General features: G+C 67.8%; 16 protein-coding genes. 6 read left to right on the top strand and 10 right to left on the bottom strand.

The window, feature by feature from the left end; translation table 11 throughout:
* The first annotated feature begins 313 nt into the window (after window positions 1-313).
* A complete protein-coding gene (gene dnaB / locus DFO47_RS16875; RefSeq protein WP_109044819.1) occupies window positions 314-1,696 on the top strand; it encodes a replicative DNA helicase in 1,383 nt (460 codons plus the stop codon).
* On the opposite strand, the gene DFO47_RS16870 is transcribed toward dnaB, so the two are convergent.
* Together DFO47_RS16870 and DFO47_RS16865 are read right to left on the bottom strand one after the other, a co-directional pair.
* Window positions 1,693-2,694, bottom strand: coding sequence for an acyl-CoA thioesterase (locus DFO47_RS16870; protein WP_133832387.1), 1,002 nt, complete (start codon window positions 2,692-2,694; stop codon window positions 1,693-1,695). The genes dnaB and DFO47_RS16870 overlap by 4 nt on opposite strands.
* A 156-nt stretch (window positions 2,695-2,850) precedes the next feature.
* Complete coding sequence (locus tag DFO47_RS16865; RefSeq protein ID WP_109044864.1) at window positions 2,851-3,285, bottom strand: DoxX family protein; 435 nt, start codon at window positions 3,283-3,285, stop codon at window positions 2,851-2,853.
* A gap of 179 nt (window positions 3,286-3,464) precedes the next feature.
* Here DFO47_RS16865 and DFO47_RS16860 point away from each other — a divergent pair, with 179 nt between their 5' ends.
* The 3 genes from DFO47_RS16860 (at window position 3,465) to DFO47_RS16850 (ending at window position 5,845) form a co-directional block, all read left to right on the top strand.
* Window positions 3,465-4,745, top strand: coding sequence for an MATE family efflux transporter (locus tag DFO47_RS16860; RefSeq protein WP_243835519.1), 1,281 nt, complete (start codon window positions 3,465-3,467; stop codon window positions 4,743-4,745).
* Window positions 4,746-4,800: 55 nt separating this feature from the next.
* Window positions 4,801-5,391 carry a hypothetical protein gene (locus tag DFO47_RS16855; RefSeq protein WP_026264905.1) on the top strand — a complete coding sequence of 197 codons (591 nt, stop codon included), beginning with the start codon at window positions 4,801-4,803 and terminating at the stop codon, window positions 5,389-5,391.
* A 100-nt stretch (window positions 5,392-5,491) separates the two neighbouring features.
* Window positions 5,492-5,845, top strand: coding sequence for a hypothetical protein (locus DFO47_RS16850; RefSeq protein WP_018762877.1), 354 nt, complete (start codon window positions 5,492-5,494; stop codon window positions 5,843-5,845).
* Window positions 5,846-5,864: 19 nt separating this feature from the next.
* On the opposite strand, the gene DFO47_RS16845 is transcribed toward DFO47_RS16850, so the two are convergent.
* Complete coding sequence (locus DFO47_RS16845) at window positions 5,865-6,410, bottom strand: CGNR zinc finger domain-containing protein (RefSeq protein WP_109044817.1); 546 nt, start codon at window positions 6,408-6,410, stop codon at window positions 5,865-5,867.
* Window positions 6,411-6,481: 71 nt separating this feature from the next.
* Here DFO47_RS16845 and DFO47_RS16840 point away from each other — a divergent pair, with 71 nt between their 5' ends.
* Window positions 6,482-7,516: an EamA family transporter gene (locus DFO47_RS16840; protein WP_133832385.1), complete on the top strand. Its 1,035-nt coding sequence runs from the start codon at window positions 6,482-6,484 to the stop codon at window positions 7,514-7,516.
* Window positions 7,517-7,614: 98 nt separating this feature from the next.
* On the opposite strand, the gene DFO47_RS16835 is transcribed toward DFO47_RS16840, so the two are convergent.
* Window positions 7,615-7,881, bottom strand: coding sequence for a WXG100 family type VII secretion target (locus DFO47_RS16835; RefSeq protein ID WP_018762880.1), 267 nt, complete (start codon window positions 7,879-7,881; stop codon window positions 7,615-7,617).
* A 213-nt stretch (window positions 7,882-8,094) separates the two neighbouring features.
* On the opposite strand from DFO47_RS16835, the gene DFO47_RS16830 reads away from it, so the two are divergent.
* On the top strand, window positions 8,095-8,367 hold the full coding sequence (locus DFO47_RS16830) for a DUF2277 domain-containing protein (RefSeq protein WP_018762881.1): 273 nt from the start codon (window positions 8,095-8,097) through the stop codon (window positions 8,365-8,367).
* A 3-nt stretch (window positions 8,368-8,370) separates the two neighbouring features.
* Here the strand turns inward: DFO47_RS16830 and DFO47_RS16825 are convergent, their stop codons facing one another.
* The 6 genes from DFO47_RS16825 to DFO47_RS21225 form a co-directional block, all read right to left on the bottom strand.
* A complete protein-coding gene (locus tag DFO47_RS16825) occupies window positions 8,371-10,638 on the bottom strand; it encodes a heavy metal translocating P-type ATPase (RefSeq protein WP_133832384.1) in 2,268 nt (755 codons plus the stop codon).
* 27 nt (window positions 10,639-10,665) lie between these two features.
* Window positions 10,666-10,905, bottom strand: coding sequence for a heavy-metal-associated domain-containing protein (locus DFO47_RS16820; RefSeq protein WP_018762883.1), 240 nt, complete (start codon window positions 10,903-10,905; stop codon window positions 10,666-10,668).
* A 49-nt stretch (window positions 10,906-10,954) separates the two neighbouring features.
* Window positions 10,955-11,314, bottom strand: coding sequence for a metal-sensitive transcriptional regulator (locus tag DFO47_RS16815; RefSeq protein WP_018762884.1), 360 nt, complete (start codon window positions 11,312-11,314; stop codon window positions 10,955-10,957).
* 299 nt (window positions 11,315-11,613) lie between these two features.
* Window positions 11,614-12,126 (bottom strand): universal stress protein, encoded by a 513-nt coding sequence (locus DFO47_RS16810; RefSeq protein WP_109044863.1) that lies wholly within the window; start codon window positions 12,124-12,126, stop codon window positions 11,614-11,616.
* A 94-nt stretch (window positions 12,127-12,220) separates the two neighbouring features.
* On the bottom strand, window positions 12,221-12,985 hold the full coding sequence (locus tag DFO47_RS16805) for a class F sortase (RefSeq protein ID WP_018762886.1): 765 nt from the start codon (window positions 12,983-12,985) through the stop codon (window positions 12,221-12,223).
* Window positions 12,986-13,084: 99 nt separating this feature from the next.
* A complete protein-coding gene (locus DFO47_RS21225) occupies window positions 13,085-13,834 on the bottom strand; it encodes a hypothetical protein (protein WP_240617707.1) in 750 nt (249 codons plus the stop codon).
* Between the last annotated feature and the right edge of the window lie 17 nt (window positions 13,835-13,851).

Below are 13,851 nucleotides of genomic sequence, written 5' to 3'. Positions count from 1 at the left end.
ATCCACAGCAGTTCCGGAGTACTGGCTTTGCCGCTGGACCGGGGGCGGCTACCGTAGCGGGGTACCTGTTTTTCACGGCCAGGCCACGGCCTGTACGCCGCGATCCAGAGCCTCTCCCATGGCCCTTTCCGGGCGCTCTGTGGAAAAGCTGTGGATAGTGGGGATAACTTCCGGCCGGAGGCGGCATCCGGCCCGCGGGCGCCTCATTGTCAGAGCTTCCGGGTAGTACTGGACGCGTGGCGGTTCTGTTTCGGATCCGCAAACAGGATGGATCACCGGGCGCCTGGCCCGGCACAAATGGAGGACGGCAGCTTTGACAATCGCGCATCTGGACCCGGTGGAAGCGACCCGCGGATCGGACGCGAGCCGGAAACCTCCCCAGGACATCCCCGCGGAACAGTCGGTCCTGGGCGGCATGATGTTGTCCAAGGACGCCATTGCTGATGTCGTGGAGATCCTCCGGGGCCAGGATTTCTACCGCCCGGCCCACGAGACCATTTATGAGGCCATCATCGACCTCTACGGACGCGGGGAACCGGCGGACGCCGTCACGGTGTCGGACGAACTGACCAAACGCGCCGAAATCAACAGGATTGGCGGCCCTGCCTATCTGCACGAGCTCATCCAGACCGTACCCACGGCGGCCAACGCCGGGTACTACGCCGAGATCGTTGCCGAACGGGCCGTACTGCGCCGGCTGGTCAACGCCGGCACCAAGATCGTCCAGTTGGGCTACGGCTCGGACGGCGAAGTGGAAGACCTGGTGAACCAGGCGCAGGCCGAAGTCTACGCCGTGGCGGAACGCCGCACCGCGGAAGACTACGTGGTCCTCAAGGACGTCATGGAATCCACGGTGGATGAAATCGAGGCGTCCGGCCACCGCGGCGAGGGCATGACCGGTGTGCCCACCGGCTTCTACGAACTCGATGAGCTGACCCACGGCCTCCACCCGGGGCAGATGATCGTCATCGCGGCCCGCCCAGCCGTGGGTAAATCAACCTTCGCCCTGGACTTCGCGCGGTCCGCGGCCATCAAGAACAACCTGTCCACCGTCATGTTCTCCCTGGAAATGGGCCGGAACGAGATCGCCATGCGCCTGCTGTCCGCCGAGGCCACCATTGGCCTGCAGGACCTCCGCAAGGGAACCATCAAGGACGAGCAGTGGTCCAAGATCGCCACCACCATGGGCAGGATGAATGATGCCCCGCTGTTCATCGACGACAGCCCCAACATGTCCCTGATGGAAATCAGGGCCAAGTGCCGGCGCCTGAAGCAGCAGCACGACCTCAAGCTGGTCATCCTCGACTACCTGCAGCTGATGAGCTCAGGCAAGAAGGTGGAATCGCGCCAGCAGGAAGTGTCCGAGTTTTCCCGTGCGCTCAAACTCCTCGCCAAGGAACTCCAGGTGCCCGTGATCGCACTGTCCCAGCTGAACCGTGGCTCGGAACAGCGCCAGGACAAGCGGCCCATGGTCTCTGACCTCCGCGAGTCAGGCTCCATCGAACAGGACGCCGACATGGTGATCCTGCTGCACCGCGAGGATGTCTACGACAAGGAATCACCCCGTGCGGGCGAGGCGGACATCCTGGTGGCCAAGCACCGTAACGGCCCCACCAAGGACATCGTGGTGGCGTTCCAGGGCCATTACTCCCGCTTCGCCAACATGGCGGGCGACTCCGGGGGCGGCGGCTTCTAGGCTCCGTTCGCGGCGGTGGCTGCGGGAGCCGTGCCGGCCAGCAGGTGGTTGGGCCGCCGGTTTCCGGGCGCCGTTCCCCGGATCTCCAGGAGTTCGCGGGCGTGGGCGTGCAGCCGCTTGTCTTCGTCGCTGACCGGCACCCAGGGTGGTACGGGGACGGAGTTGCCGTCATCGTCGCGCGCCACCATCACGGTGAGGCAGTAGGTGGTGAGGCTAAGTTCGCGTCCCTTCGGGTCGCCGGAACGGACGTGGACGGCAATGTGCATGCCCTTGTTGCCGGTGTACACCAGCCGGGCCTCCACCTCCACCACGTGGCCGATCAGCAAAGGCCGGTAGAAGCGCACGCCGCCGGAGAAGACGGCCACGGTGTCCCGGCCGCAGTAGCGTGAGGCACATAGGTAGGCGGCCTCGTCGATCCACTTCATCACGATGCCGCCGTGGACCTTGCCGCCCCAGTTCACGTCGGTGGGGGCGGCCATGAACCGAAGCGTGACGCGTTCGGCGGTGCCGGCGTCCGTATATTCCTGGTGGTTCATGGCTTCCACGATCTGTTCGCGGACCTTGATCCTTGCCAGCGCATGGTCGCGCTGCTCAACCTCGGCGGGGGTAGCGGGCTCAAACTGGGGCACCGGGATGGGTTTGCCGTCCGTCCCTACGGCTACGAAGATCACCATGCACTGGCTGCGCATAGTGGCCGGGCCGCCTTTCGGATCCCCGGATGAGACCACGGTGCGGATATGCATCGAGGAGCGGCCGGTGTAGACGATGGTGGCTTCAACCTCCACCATGTCGCCGCTGTTGACCGGGTCGGCGAAGTGGATGTTTCCCACGTATGCGGTCACGCAGTAGGACTTGGCCCAGCCCACGGCCGCCGCGTACGCGGCCTTGTCCACCCATTCGAGCACCGTGCCGGCGTCCACGGAGCCGCTGTGCCCCACATCGGTGGGGGCGGCGAGGAAGCGGAGGGTCACGGAGTTGGGGTGGCCGGTCTCAGTCATGCTGCGATCATACTGAGGGCCCAGGTTACCGGCCGGTTCACGCCGCAGCGGCCTGGGCCGGCGTGCAGCCGCCCGGGGAGCGCCGCTTAACGTCCGACGGCGGCCGGTCACCATGGCGTGGCCGGCCGCCGTGAGGCGTTTCGGGACGGAAGCGGACTAGGCCAGGACGGCCAGCCGTGAGGTGCGCCGGCCGAACAGCGCCCGGTCAATGGAGAGTCGGCCGGGGCCGGCCAGCGCCAGCGCGAAGGCTGCCGCGGCCAGGAGCAGTACCAGTTCGTAGCCTCCGTTCGCCGCGAAGACACCTGCGGGAGCGTGGACCAGGAAGAGTGCACCGAGCATATCGAGGACCAGGAGGGCGGCCACCACGCGGGTGAGGACACCGAGGATCAGGGCTGCGCCGCCTGCCAGTTCAAGGACGGCGACGGCCGGGGCCATGACGTCCGCAGCGGGGACGCCCATCTTGGCGAAGGAGGCCTGGGTGCCGGCGATGGTCCATTCATTGAACTTCTGCCAGCCGTGGGCCGCGAAGAGGAAACCCAGGATGACACGCAGGACGGTAAGGGCAACTGTGGTCAGTCGTGACTGGTTCATGAATTCCACCCTTCCCCACATATGCTTGAAGAGTCAACAAAATCCGGACGATTGTGGTCTTTGTCATGCTCTCTTCCGGGGTCATTGCGCCCGGTTAAGCTGGCACGGTGCCAACAGATCCCTCATCCGCCGCCACGGCCCCTCCCCGGAGCCATTCCCGGGAGATACTCCGCCTCGCCGTGCCAGCCTTTGGAGCGCTGGTTGCCGAGCCGCTCTTCCTGCTGGCGGATTCGGCCATCGTAGGGCACCTCGGCGTTCCCCAGCTCGCAGGCGTGGGCCTGGCCTCGGCGGTGCTGCAGACCGTCGTCGGACTCATGGTGTTCCTTGCCTACTCAACCACCCCCGCCGTGGCCCGCGCCCTTGGCCAGGGCCAGGTGGGGAAGGCCTTGGCGGCCGGGCGCGACGGCGCCTGGCTGGCGCTGCTGCTGGGCCTGCTGCTGGCCGTGGCTGGGTTCATCGCCGCGGAACCGCTCATCGGCCTGCTCGGCGCCGACGGCAGCGTGCGCAGCTTTGCCATCGACTACTTCCGCTGGTCCATGCCCGGACTCGTTGCCATGCTGCTGGTCTTCGCCGGGACCGGTGTGCTGCGCGGGTTGCAGGACACCAGGACGCCGCTGGTGGTGGCCACCGCGGGGTTCGGCGTGAATATCGTCCTGAATGTGTGGCTGGTGTACGGGCTGGGGTTGTCCGTGGTGGGTTCGGCGATGGGCACCAGCCTGGCGCAATGGGCCATGGCCGCCGTCTACCTGGTGATGGTGCGCAGGTACGCGGTCCGCCAGGGCGTCCCCCTGGTGCCCAGCTGGCGGGGCATCCGGAGCATGGCGCGCGTCGGGTCCTGGCTGATGCTGCGCACCCTCAGCCTGCGTGCGGCGATCCTGGCCACCGTGGTGGTGGTGACGGCGCAGGGTGAGGTCAACCTTGCCGCGCACCAGCTGGCCATGACCACCTTTTCCTTCCTGGCGTTCGCGCTGGATGCCTTGGCCATTGCCGCCCAAGCGCTGATCGGCAAGGAACTGGGCGCCTCCAATGCGGCCAAGGCCCGGGAGTTGACCAGGACCATGGTCCGTTGGGGAGCGGGGTTCGGGGTGGTGACGGGCGTGCTGCTCGCGGCGGTGGCCCCCTGGGTGGGGATCTTGTTCACCCCTGATGCCCGCGTGCAGTCGGTGCTCGCCGTTGCCCTGTGGGTGCTGGCCGCGGGCCAGCCCATCGCCGGATATGTCTTCGTCCTGGACGGGGTGCTGATCGGTGCCGGCGACGCCCGCTACCTGGCGCTGGCCGGTGTGGTGAACCTTGCTGCCTACCTGCCGCTGCTGGCGGCGGTGGCGCTCTCCGGTGGCCCGGGCGCTGCCGGGCTGGGGTGGCTGTGGGCTGCTTTCGCCCTGGGTTATATGGCGGCGCGCGCCGTCACCCTCGGACTGCGCGCCCGTTCAGACCGCTGGATGGTGCTTGGTCCCGCCTGAACATCGGCTGCAGGGTCCGGTTCTACCTTCCAGCTGCCCCCACTAAACTGGACCGGTGACGCAACCATCGACTCCCGCGGGCGCAGTTCCCGGAACCTCACCCCGCCCTGAACTCTGGAAGCCAATCCTGCTCCGTTCCGTGGTGGCGCTGGTGTTCGGCGCCGTAACGGTCTTCTGGACCTCCCCCTCCGTTGAGGTCATGGGCTGGGCGGGAGGACTCTACCTTCTGGCCGCCGGCGTCGTGTCCCTGCAAGCCATCCCGGCCGCCGGGTTTGCCCGGAACTCGGCTCCCGGCAAGCTGCTGTCCGCAGCGGGGTCGGCGCTTGCCGGCGCCGGTGTGGCGGTGATCCTGCTGCACAGCGACCTGCTGTTTGGTGTCATTGCCGCCTTGGGTCTCGGCGTGGCCGGGGTTCTTGAGCTGGCGTGCGGCCTGCGGCATCGGGGGCGGCACGTCCTGGCACGGGACTGGATCGCATCCGGGGCGATCGGGATTGGCACGGCAGTGCTGCTGCCGTTCTTCATCAACCTTGGTGCCCATGCGCTGCTGGGCGTGGCCGGTGGTGGCGCGATTATTTCGGGTGTGCTGTGGGTGCTTTCCGGCCTGACGCTGCGCCACGATGCCCGCGCCGGTGCCGTCAAGCCGTAAACTAGGAAGAGCGCCCTTCTACTAGTTGTAGAAAATTTGGTGCTACACCGCAATTCGTGAAACCAGGCCGGCCGCGTGCCGCCTGCAGGGAGGAACCACAGTGGCTGACCAGCATCCAGGAAAACCGCGCAAGCTGCGGACCTCGGTGAAGGGGCCGCTGATGTTCTCGGCGTTCTGGGCCGTCGTCGCTTTCGTTGCCGTGCTGATCTTCGCTTCCGGCGGCAGTGCGCGCGCGCCCCGCTTCGATCTCGCCTTCACCGCAGCCGGCATCGCCTTCATCGTCACCCTGGTGGTGGCCGCCATGTTGTCCATGAGCTACAAGGAAAACGCCGAACACCTCGGCAAGGGATCCGGCGTGAACCTCAGTTCCGCGCCCAAGCCCGGCCATGGTTTCGGTACGCCCACCAGCCAGGACCCCGAGGACGACACGGGCGGCACCCGGCACCAGGGATAGGAACGCTGCGGCGGAACGCCTAACCCGCCGCTGCCTGCCTGGCACGGTAGGCGGCAACGTGTGCACGGTTGGCGCAGTTGCCGGTATCGCAGTACCGCTTGGAGCGGTTCCGGCTCAGGTCCAGGACGGCAGCATCGCAGTCCTCCGATTCGCATGTCCGCAGGCGGTCCATTTCCTTGCTGCGGATCACATCCGCCAAGGCCATGGCCGCCTCGGTGCTCATCCTGTCCGCCAGCGGGGCCTCGGGAGCCGTGGCATGCAGGTGCCAGTCCCAACCGTCGTGCTTCATCAGCTGCGGGAGGGCGTTGGCGTCGCGCAACAGCCGGTTGACGGTGTCCACGGCGGCGTCCTCGCCCGCTGTCCACACCCCTGCCAGTAAGCCCCGCAACTGCCGGACGCTCTGCAATTCCGCGGCGTCCCGTGTCCTCGCCCCGGAAAAGCCCTCGGCCGCCAGGAAGCTGTCCAGGTCCCCGACCGAGGCCAACCCTTCCCTGCCATTCGCGGCCGTATTGATGAGGTTCACCACCGTGCGGAGGGCCACCTCCGTGTCAGGGGCGAAAACCATGTTGACTCCTTACAGTGCGGAAGCGTACTGTCATGACCATTACCCCACTTTACTCCTGACAGGAGGCGACGGTGCCTGCCGCCACGAACCACACTCACCCCCAAGCGCCCTTCAGGCGGCCCGGCTTCCTCGCCTCCGGGCTTGGCATCGCGCTTTTTTCCTCCGCTGTCTTCGGCCTGTCCGGGTCCTTTGCCAAAGCGCTCCTCGAAACCGGCTGGTCCCCCGGGGCGGCCGTCACCGCCCGGCTGACGGGCGCCGCACTGATCCTTGCCCTGCCGGCAGTCTCCGCGCTGAAGGGCCGCTGGCACCAGTTGCGGGACAACTGGCTCACCATTGGGCTGTTCGGGCTGATCGGGGTTGCGGCCTGCCAGCTGTTCTACTTCAACGCCGTGGCCCGGCTGTCCGTCGGGGTTGCGCTGCTGCTCGAATACCTTGCCCCGGTGATCATCGTCCTATGGCTCTGGGCCGCAAGCCGGCGGCGCCCCCGGGTGCTGACCTCCGTCGGGACGCTGCTCTCCCTGGCCGGGCTGATACTGGTCCTTGACCTCACCGGCGCCGTCAAGGTTGATCTGGCAGGCGTCCTGTGGGGCATGGCGGCCGCCGTCTGCCTGGCCATCTACTTCTTCATCACCGCAAAGGAAAACGACACCCTGCCGCCCATCGTCCTGGCCTCGGGCGGACTCCTGGTGGGTGCAGCCGTCATGTGGCTGGCGGGTGCCACGGGCGTGCTCCCCATGGCATTCAGCACGGCGGACACCCGCCTGGGCCCCTGGACCATGCCATGGTGGGGGCCGCTGGCGGGTTTGGTGGTGCTGGCCACTGTCCTGGCCTACACCTCAGGCATCATGGCGGCCCGGGCCCTGGGCTCCAAGGTGGCATCTTTCGTGTCGCTGACCGAGGTGCTGTTCGCCGTCGTCTGGGCGTGGCTGCTGCTGGGCGAGCTCCCAGGCGCCATCCAGCTGCTGGGCGGCGTGCTGATCGTCGGCGGCGTCATCCTGGTGCGGCTCGACGAGCTCCGCGCCGCGGCCGCGGACGGGGAAGCGCCCGGGGCTCCCATGCCGGCGTCGGCCCTGGAGCACGCGAACGACGTCGAACCCGTGCCGTAGCCGCTGCCGTCCAGGGGAACCCATGCCTTAAAGGACAACGGCCCGGGCACCTTGCGGTGCCCGGGCCGTCCGGGCGGCACATCGTGCCGCCCAAGGCATTAGCCGTTCGAGGCCTGGCTCTGCTGCTCAGCATTGCGCTTGGCCTTGCTGCCGGCCTCTTTCAAGGCCTCGGCAACCTTGGTCAGCAGCGTGGAGTGCTGGCCATCCCATTCGCTCTTGAACTTGTCCGCGTCCGGGCCCTTCCAGTCGGTCCCGTGCAGAAGTTTGGTAAGTGTGGATTTCTGCGTCTCGATCTCGGACGCCCCTGCCTGAAGCTTGCTGCCGAGCTGGCGAAGCTGCTCAACGTCTGCACCCCAAATAGCCATCAGTTTCTCCTTGTTAGAACGTGGATCCGAACCTGGTCGGCATCCCCAGCGGCCCCCCGGCTCATCCGGAAGATCCATTGCCTAAAACCTACCCCGGTCCGTAAAACGGTGTCGATGGGCAGCCCTGCCCATGCAGGCCTCCCCATGGCGCCGTGGCTGGATTCGGTAAAAAAGGGGTCGATCCCAGGCGTTCGAAGAGCCTAGCATGGCGGTATGTGCCGGAATATCCGAACCCTTCACAACTTTGAACCGCACGCCACGTCGGAGGAAGTCCATGCTGCCGCATTGCAGTATGTCCGCAAGATCAGCGGCAGCACCAAACCGTCCAAGGTCAACCAGGAAGCCTTTGACGATGCGGTGCACGAGATTGCGCACATCACGCAGCACCTGCTCGACGCCCTGGTGACGCAGGCGCCGCCGAAGGACCGTGAGGCCGAAGCGGCCAAGGCTCGGGCGCGCGCGTCCGTGCGGTACGGTACCGCCTGAGGTTCACTGCCCCGGTTTTCCGAAGCTGCGCAACCGCAGCGAGTTGGCAACCACCAGGACGGAGCTGGCGGCCATCGCGGCTCCGGCAATCATCGGGTTGAGCAGGCCGAGTGCCGCCACCGGGATGCCCACCGCGTTGTAGAAGAATGCCCAGAACAGGTTGGCCTTGATGGTGGCCAGGGTCTTCCGGGACAGCTCGATGGCCTGCGCCACTTGGGCCAGGTCGCTGCCCATGACGGTCAGGTCGGCGGCCTCGATGGCAACGTCGGTTCCGGACCCCATGGCAATCCCCAGATCCGCCTGCGCCAGGGCTGCGGCGTCATTTACGCCGTCGCCGGCCATGGCCACCGTGGCACCGCCGGCCTGGAGTTTGCGCACCGCTTCGACCTTTCCTTCGGGCAGGACGCCGGCGTGGACATCGTCCGCGGCGATGCCGACGGCGGCGGCCACCCGGGCGGCGACCGCGGCATTGTCCCCGGTCAGCAGGATGGGCCGCAGGCCCAGCGCCTTCAACCGGGCGACGGCGGCCGCGGAACCTTCCTTGACGGTGTCCCGGAGGCTGATGATTCCGGCCGGCATGCCGTCCACCGCGACGCAAACAGCCGTGGCACCGCTTTCCTCGGTGGCCATCAGGTTTGCCTGCTGGGCGGGGTCCAGGATGATGCCGTTCTGCTCCAGCCAGCCGCTGCGCCCCGCCAACACAAACCTGCCCTGCACGGTTCCGGACACCCCGCCGCCCGGGGCGGAACTGAACCCTTGCACTGGCGGCAGGCCGTCGTCGTCCGTTGTGCCTGCAGGATCCAGGGCGGAAGCCGCGGCCGCAACGGCCCGGCCCACCGGGTGCTCGGAGGCGGCCTCGACGGCGCCGGCGAGCCGGAGGATTCCACCCCGGGCGAACCCGGGGAATGCCAGCACGGCGTCTACGGCCAAGGCGCCGGTGGTGACCGTGCCGGTCTTGTCCAGCAGGATGGTGTCCACGGTGCGGGTATCCTCCAGGACCTGCGGGCCCTTGATCAGCAGGCCCAGCTGCGCTCCGCGGCCGCTGCCCGCCAGCAGGCCGACCGGGGTGGCCAGGCCCAGGGCGCACGGGCAGGCAATCACCAGCACGGCGACGGCCGCCGTGAAGGCCTGTCGAAGGTGGCCGCCGTCCGCGTCCGGGCCGGCGAGCAGGAGCCACAACACGAGCGTGAGGGCGGCAATGGCCAGGACCACCGGAACGAAGACGGCGCTGATGCGGTCCGCGAGGCGGGCAATAGGTGCCTTGCCGGTCTGGGCCTGGGATACCAGGCGGGCCATCTGGGCCAGGGTGGTCTGAGACCCCACCCGGGTTGCCCGGACCAGCAGACGCCCGGAAGTGTTGATGGTGGCGCCGGTTACGCGGCTGTCCGGGGCCACCTCCACGGGAACGGACTCGCCCGTGACCAGCGACGTGTCCACGGCGGAATCGCCCTCGATGACCACGCCGTCGGTGGCGATCTTCTCGCCCGGGCGGACCACCAGGACGTCGCCCACCTGCAGGTGGTCCGCGGGGACCTGCTGTTCGCGTCCGCCGCGCAGGACCGTGGCGTCCTTGGCGCCCAGGTTCAGCAGGGCCTGGAGCGCGTCGCCGGCCTTGTGCTTGGCGTTGGCCTCCAAGTAGCGGCCGAGGAGCAGGAAGGTGGTGACCACGGACGCCACCTCGAAGTACAGGCCGCCGGACATGGCCTCCATGCCCGGGTGCTCCGTCATGCCGGGGTCGGCCACCAGCTGCCAGGCCGAGAAAAGGTAGGCGGCGGCGACGCCGAGCGACACCAGGGTGTCCATGGTGGATGCCAGATGCCTGGCGTTCACTGCGGCCGCGCGGTGGAAGGGCCACGCCGCCCAGGTAACCACGGGAAGCGACAGCAGGGCCGCCGCCCAGCCCCAGTTGGGGAACTGGAACGCCGGGACCATGCTCACCAGGAAGACCGGAACGGTCAGGACGGCGGCGAGGATGAGGCGGGGACGAAGCTGTGCGGCGGCGTGTTCGACGCTGGGTTCCGCCGTGCGCGGCACGCGGACGCTCGCTGTGTACCCTGCGGCGTTGACCGTGTCCACCAGCTGCTCGTCGGTGATGCCGTCCGGGGCCGTCACGTAGGCCTGCTCCAGCGGGAGGTTGACCGTGGCTGCCACGCCGTCGAGCTTCCCGAGTTTCTTTTCCACCCGGTTGACGCAGGAGGCGCACGTCATCCCCTGGATGTCCAGTTCCACCACGCGGGTGCCCGGCGGGTGCAGCAGTTCTTGGTGGCTCATGTCCGCTTTCCGGTATGGGAGGGGTTTTCAGGCCTCGTTGGCGACCATCAGGTAGCCGGCCTCAGCCACGGCCTCCCCGAGGTCCTGGGGCGAGAGGCCGCCGCTGGACGTGATGGTCACGGTGGAGATGCCGCCGGCGTTGAGGTCCACCTTCACGGCTTGGACCCCGTCCAGGGCTTCGATTTCTTCGCTGACCGCGGATACGCAGTGGCCGCAGGTCATGCCCGAGACACTGATGGTGGTGATGGCGGGGGAGGTGGTGCTCATGGCGTGCTCCTTCTTTCTGGCCGGCGGTAGCCGGGGTGGGGTTCTGTGGTCAGCGAAGCAGGCGGCCGATGGCGTCGGCGGCTTCCTTCACCTTGGCGTCGATCGCCTCGGCGCGCGCGGCGGGGTCCGGTTCCGAGGCAGCGCCCACCACGCAATGGCCGATGTGTTCCTCGACCAGGCCCAGGCTGACGGCATGCAGGGCCTTGGTGACGGCGGAAACCTGGGTCAGGATGTCGATGCAGTACTTGTCTTCATCCACCATGCGGGCGATGCCCCGGACCTGGCCTTCGATGCGCTTCAGGCGCCGAAGGTAGGCTTCCTTGTTCCCCGTGTACCCGTGCTGGGGTGTTTCATCGCCTGCCGGGCGGGCAGTATCCACCGCCGCGGCAGCTTCTTCGGTAGGGTTCATGTACCCAAAAATATACCCCGTGGGGGTATCTGGCAAGTACCCCATGGGGGTATTACTCCCCGAAGGGATTCCTGCGTGGCCGGCTGCTGAAAGGGCACAAAAAAGCTCCGGAGTGCGTTATTGGGGGATACGCACTCCGGAGCAGCATTTGGGCAGTTTCCCGTTTTCCACTTCCGTGGAACCGGCCCGCTTGAATCAGCTTACTGGCTGGTAGGGCACCGCGCCAGCTACGCGAATAACTACTTTCGCTTTACTTTAGGCGGTCACCCGGCGGGCTGTTTGCCTTTGGAATCCGCGGGTCACGGTACGTCCTCATGGGCTGGCATCCGATAGGGGACCACCAGGACGGGGCGGCTCTGGTGATGGCTGAGCCACGTGCCCGCCGAGCCGCTGAGGGCCTCCGAAAGGCGGTGCGAAAAGCCGCGCTCGGAGGTTCCCACGATGATCATCGGGGCGTCCAGTTCGGCGGCGAGCTGCCCCAGGGCGCGGGCCGGATCCCCGGCAAGCGTGCGGAGCGACCACTCCGGCGCGCCGCCGCCGGACGCCGCTTTGTCCACGGCAGCACGGATCAGGGCCTTCAGTTCGGTTGCAACGCCGCGGATGTCGCTGTCATCGTCCGGGTGCAGGGAGAGGCGGTGGGCGGATCGGGCAGGGTCCCACTCGACCAGGTAGCTGGCCTCATCCACGTAAGCGCATACCAGGGGCGCGGCCAGCCGGGCGGCAAGGTTGGCGGCGGTTTGGAGGACCTCGGGGTGCTGTCCGGGCGTGACGCCCACCAGCAGCGGTGCACCGTCAGCGTATTCCCACGTCATGCTGCCCATTGTCCGCCCGCGGGGTCCGGCGTCAACAGGTACCTTCGGCCTGTCGCATGGAGTCGTTCGCCCTGCGCTGTTGCCGGTTTCGGCGCTAGGCCGCTGCCGGGTAGGCAGTGACCACAACATTCTTGCCCCACGGATCTTCCGTGTAGCAACTGATCAGGACCAGCCGGTTGGGCACCATGTCCCAGACCGGGCTGTCCTTCAGGGTGGACTTCACGTAGGTGGTGACACTGTCCACCTTGTAGGTGATGGTGCCGGCAGCGGTTTCCACCTCAAAGCGGTCGCCCACGGCCGCCGTTGAACTGAGGTGGTTGAAAGGGGCGTCCGCGCCCTCCCAGCTGTGGCCGATCACGTAGGTGGTGTTGCCGGAGCCTTTGCCCGGAACTCCGAACGGTGTCAGCCAGTAGCCGTCCTTGGTGGCAGGCGGCTCGATGGTCCGGCTGGACTGGGCGGCGCCATCGAGGTCCAGGGGATGGATGGCTACATCGAAGTCAGCGGAGGGGTAGCGGATGTGGACGGGTTGCGCCGCAGCCGGAAGCTGGGGTCCTGCCGGGGCCGCCGAGCCCGGGATTGCGGCTGGCGACGCCTGGACAGGGGCGGACGTGGCATCCGGCGTGCCTGTTGACGCCATCGGGGCGGCCGCACTGCCGGACGGAACGGCGCCTGGCGTCATGGGGACCGTGACCGCGGAGCCGGTGTGGGACGCCGCGTGTCCTTGGGGGAACAACGGACTGCCAAAGGTGAACGACAGGAAGGCCACCACGCCGCAGGAGAGGATGGCCAGGTCGCCCCGGTTCACGCGCCGCCACGGCCGCCGGGCCCGGGCAGCATGCCGGCTCCGTTCCTGTGGCATGGCACTCCTCCTGCGTTGTTCGGTGGTGGAAGGAAGGCGTCCTGCCGGGCACTGGCAGGACGCCTTCCTTGTCGCGGGGCCGCTGCGAGCGGCCTCCGGCTAGCCGGCGCTGTTCACGGAGCGGGACCGGCGGCGTACTGCCACCGCAGCTCCTGCGGCCGCCAGTGCCCCCACGCCGGCAAGCCATGCCGGGCCGCCGTCCCGGGCGTCAACCGCGGTCTGGGCGTTGAAGCCCTGGTTGGTTCCCACGCTGACGGGGGCGGCCACCGGAGCGGCCTGGGCTGCGGCCTGCGGGGACGCGGCAACCTGCTGGGCGGCAGCGGGCTGGGCCGGCGCGGCCGCAGCGACGACCGGGGCCGGCGGGTTGACCACCGGAGCCGCGGCCGGTGGCTGCACCACGGGCTGAGCGACGACGACGGGCGGATCGACGACCGGCGGTGTGACCACGGGGGGATCGACGACGACCGGCGGTGTCACGACCGGTGGGGTCACCACGGGGGGATCGACGACGACCGGCGGTGTCACGACCGGCGGTGTCACCACGGGAGGATCGACGACGACGGGCGGATCGATGACCTCGCCCGGGGGCAGCGGCGCGCAATTGGCGACGTAGAGGATCTTTCCTGCGTTGGTCCAGTTCTTTCCCTGTGGAAGTTTGGGCGTTGGCGGGATGATGTCTTGTGCATGCTGGTCGTGACCGCCAATCCCGTTGACGTTGAACGACAACGGCGTCAGGCCGCCGCTTCCCTGATGGCAGACCACCACCTGGTCGGAGGCCGCCATGGCGGGTGCTGTGACGCTGAGCAGGCCCAGCCCCATCACCCCCAGTGTGGCTAAGGTGCGTTTCATGTTTTCTCCCCATATAT

This window comes from Arthrobacter sp. AG258, assembly GCF_004364695.1.
Lineage (GTDB): Bacteria > Actinomycetota > Actinomycetes > Actinomycetales > Micrococcaceae > Arthrobacter.
Note: the sequence above shows the minus strand (reverse complement) of the source record. Positions and strands in the feature narration are given on the sequence as shown.

What these genes read in the sequence shown, in the direction of transcription:
- DFO47_RS16870 (WP_133832387.1), bottom strand. Translation starts at nt 2,694, where the DNA reads ATGACTGAGACCGGCCACCCCAACTCCGTGACCCTCCGCTTCCTCGCC.
- DFO47_RS16865 (WP_109044864.1), bottom strand. Translation starts at nt 3,285, where the DNA reads ATGAACCAGTCACGACTGACCACAGTTGCCCTTACCGTCCTGCGTGTC.
- DFO47_RS16845 (WP_109044817.1), bottom strand. Translation starts at nt 6,410, where the DNA reads ATGGTTTTCGCCCCTGACACGGAGGTGGCCCTCCGCACGGTGGTGAAC.
- DFO47_RS16835 (WP_018762880.1), bottom strand. Translation starts at nt 7,881, where the DNA reads ATGGCTATTTGGGGTGCAGACGTTGAGCAGCTTCGCCAGCTCGGCAGC.
- DFO47_RS16830 (WP_018762881.1), top strand. Translation starts at nt 8,095, where the DNA reads ATGTGCCGGAATATCCGAACCCTTCACAACTTTGAACCGCACGCCACG.
- DFO47_RS16825 (WP_133832384.1), bottom strand. Translation starts at nt 10,638, where the DNA reads ATGAGCCACCAAGAACTGCTGCACCCGCCGGGCACCCGCGTGGTGGAA.
- DFO47_RS16820 (WP_018762883.1), bottom strand. Translation starts at nt 10,905, where the DNA reads ATGAGCACCACCTCCCCCGCCATCACCACCATCAGTGTCTCGGGCATG.
- DFO47_RS16815 (WP_018762884.1), bottom strand. Translation starts at nt 11,314, where the DNA reads ATGAACCCTACCGAAGAAGCTGCCGCGGCGGTGGATACTGCCCGCCCG.
- DFO47_RS16810 (WP_109044863.1), bottom strand. Translation starts at nt 12,126, where the DNA reads ATGACGTGGGAATACGCTGACGGTGCACCGCTGCTGGTGGGCGTCACG.
- DFO47_RS16805 (WP_018762886.1), bottom strand. Translation starts at nt 12,985, where the DNA reads ATGCCACAGGAACGGAGCCGGCATGCTGCCCGGGCCCGGCGGCCGTGG.
- DFO47_RS21225 (WP_240617707.1), bottom strand. Translation starts at nt 13,834, where the DNA reads ATGAAACGCACCTTAGCCACACTGGGGGTGATGGGGCTGGGCCTGCTC.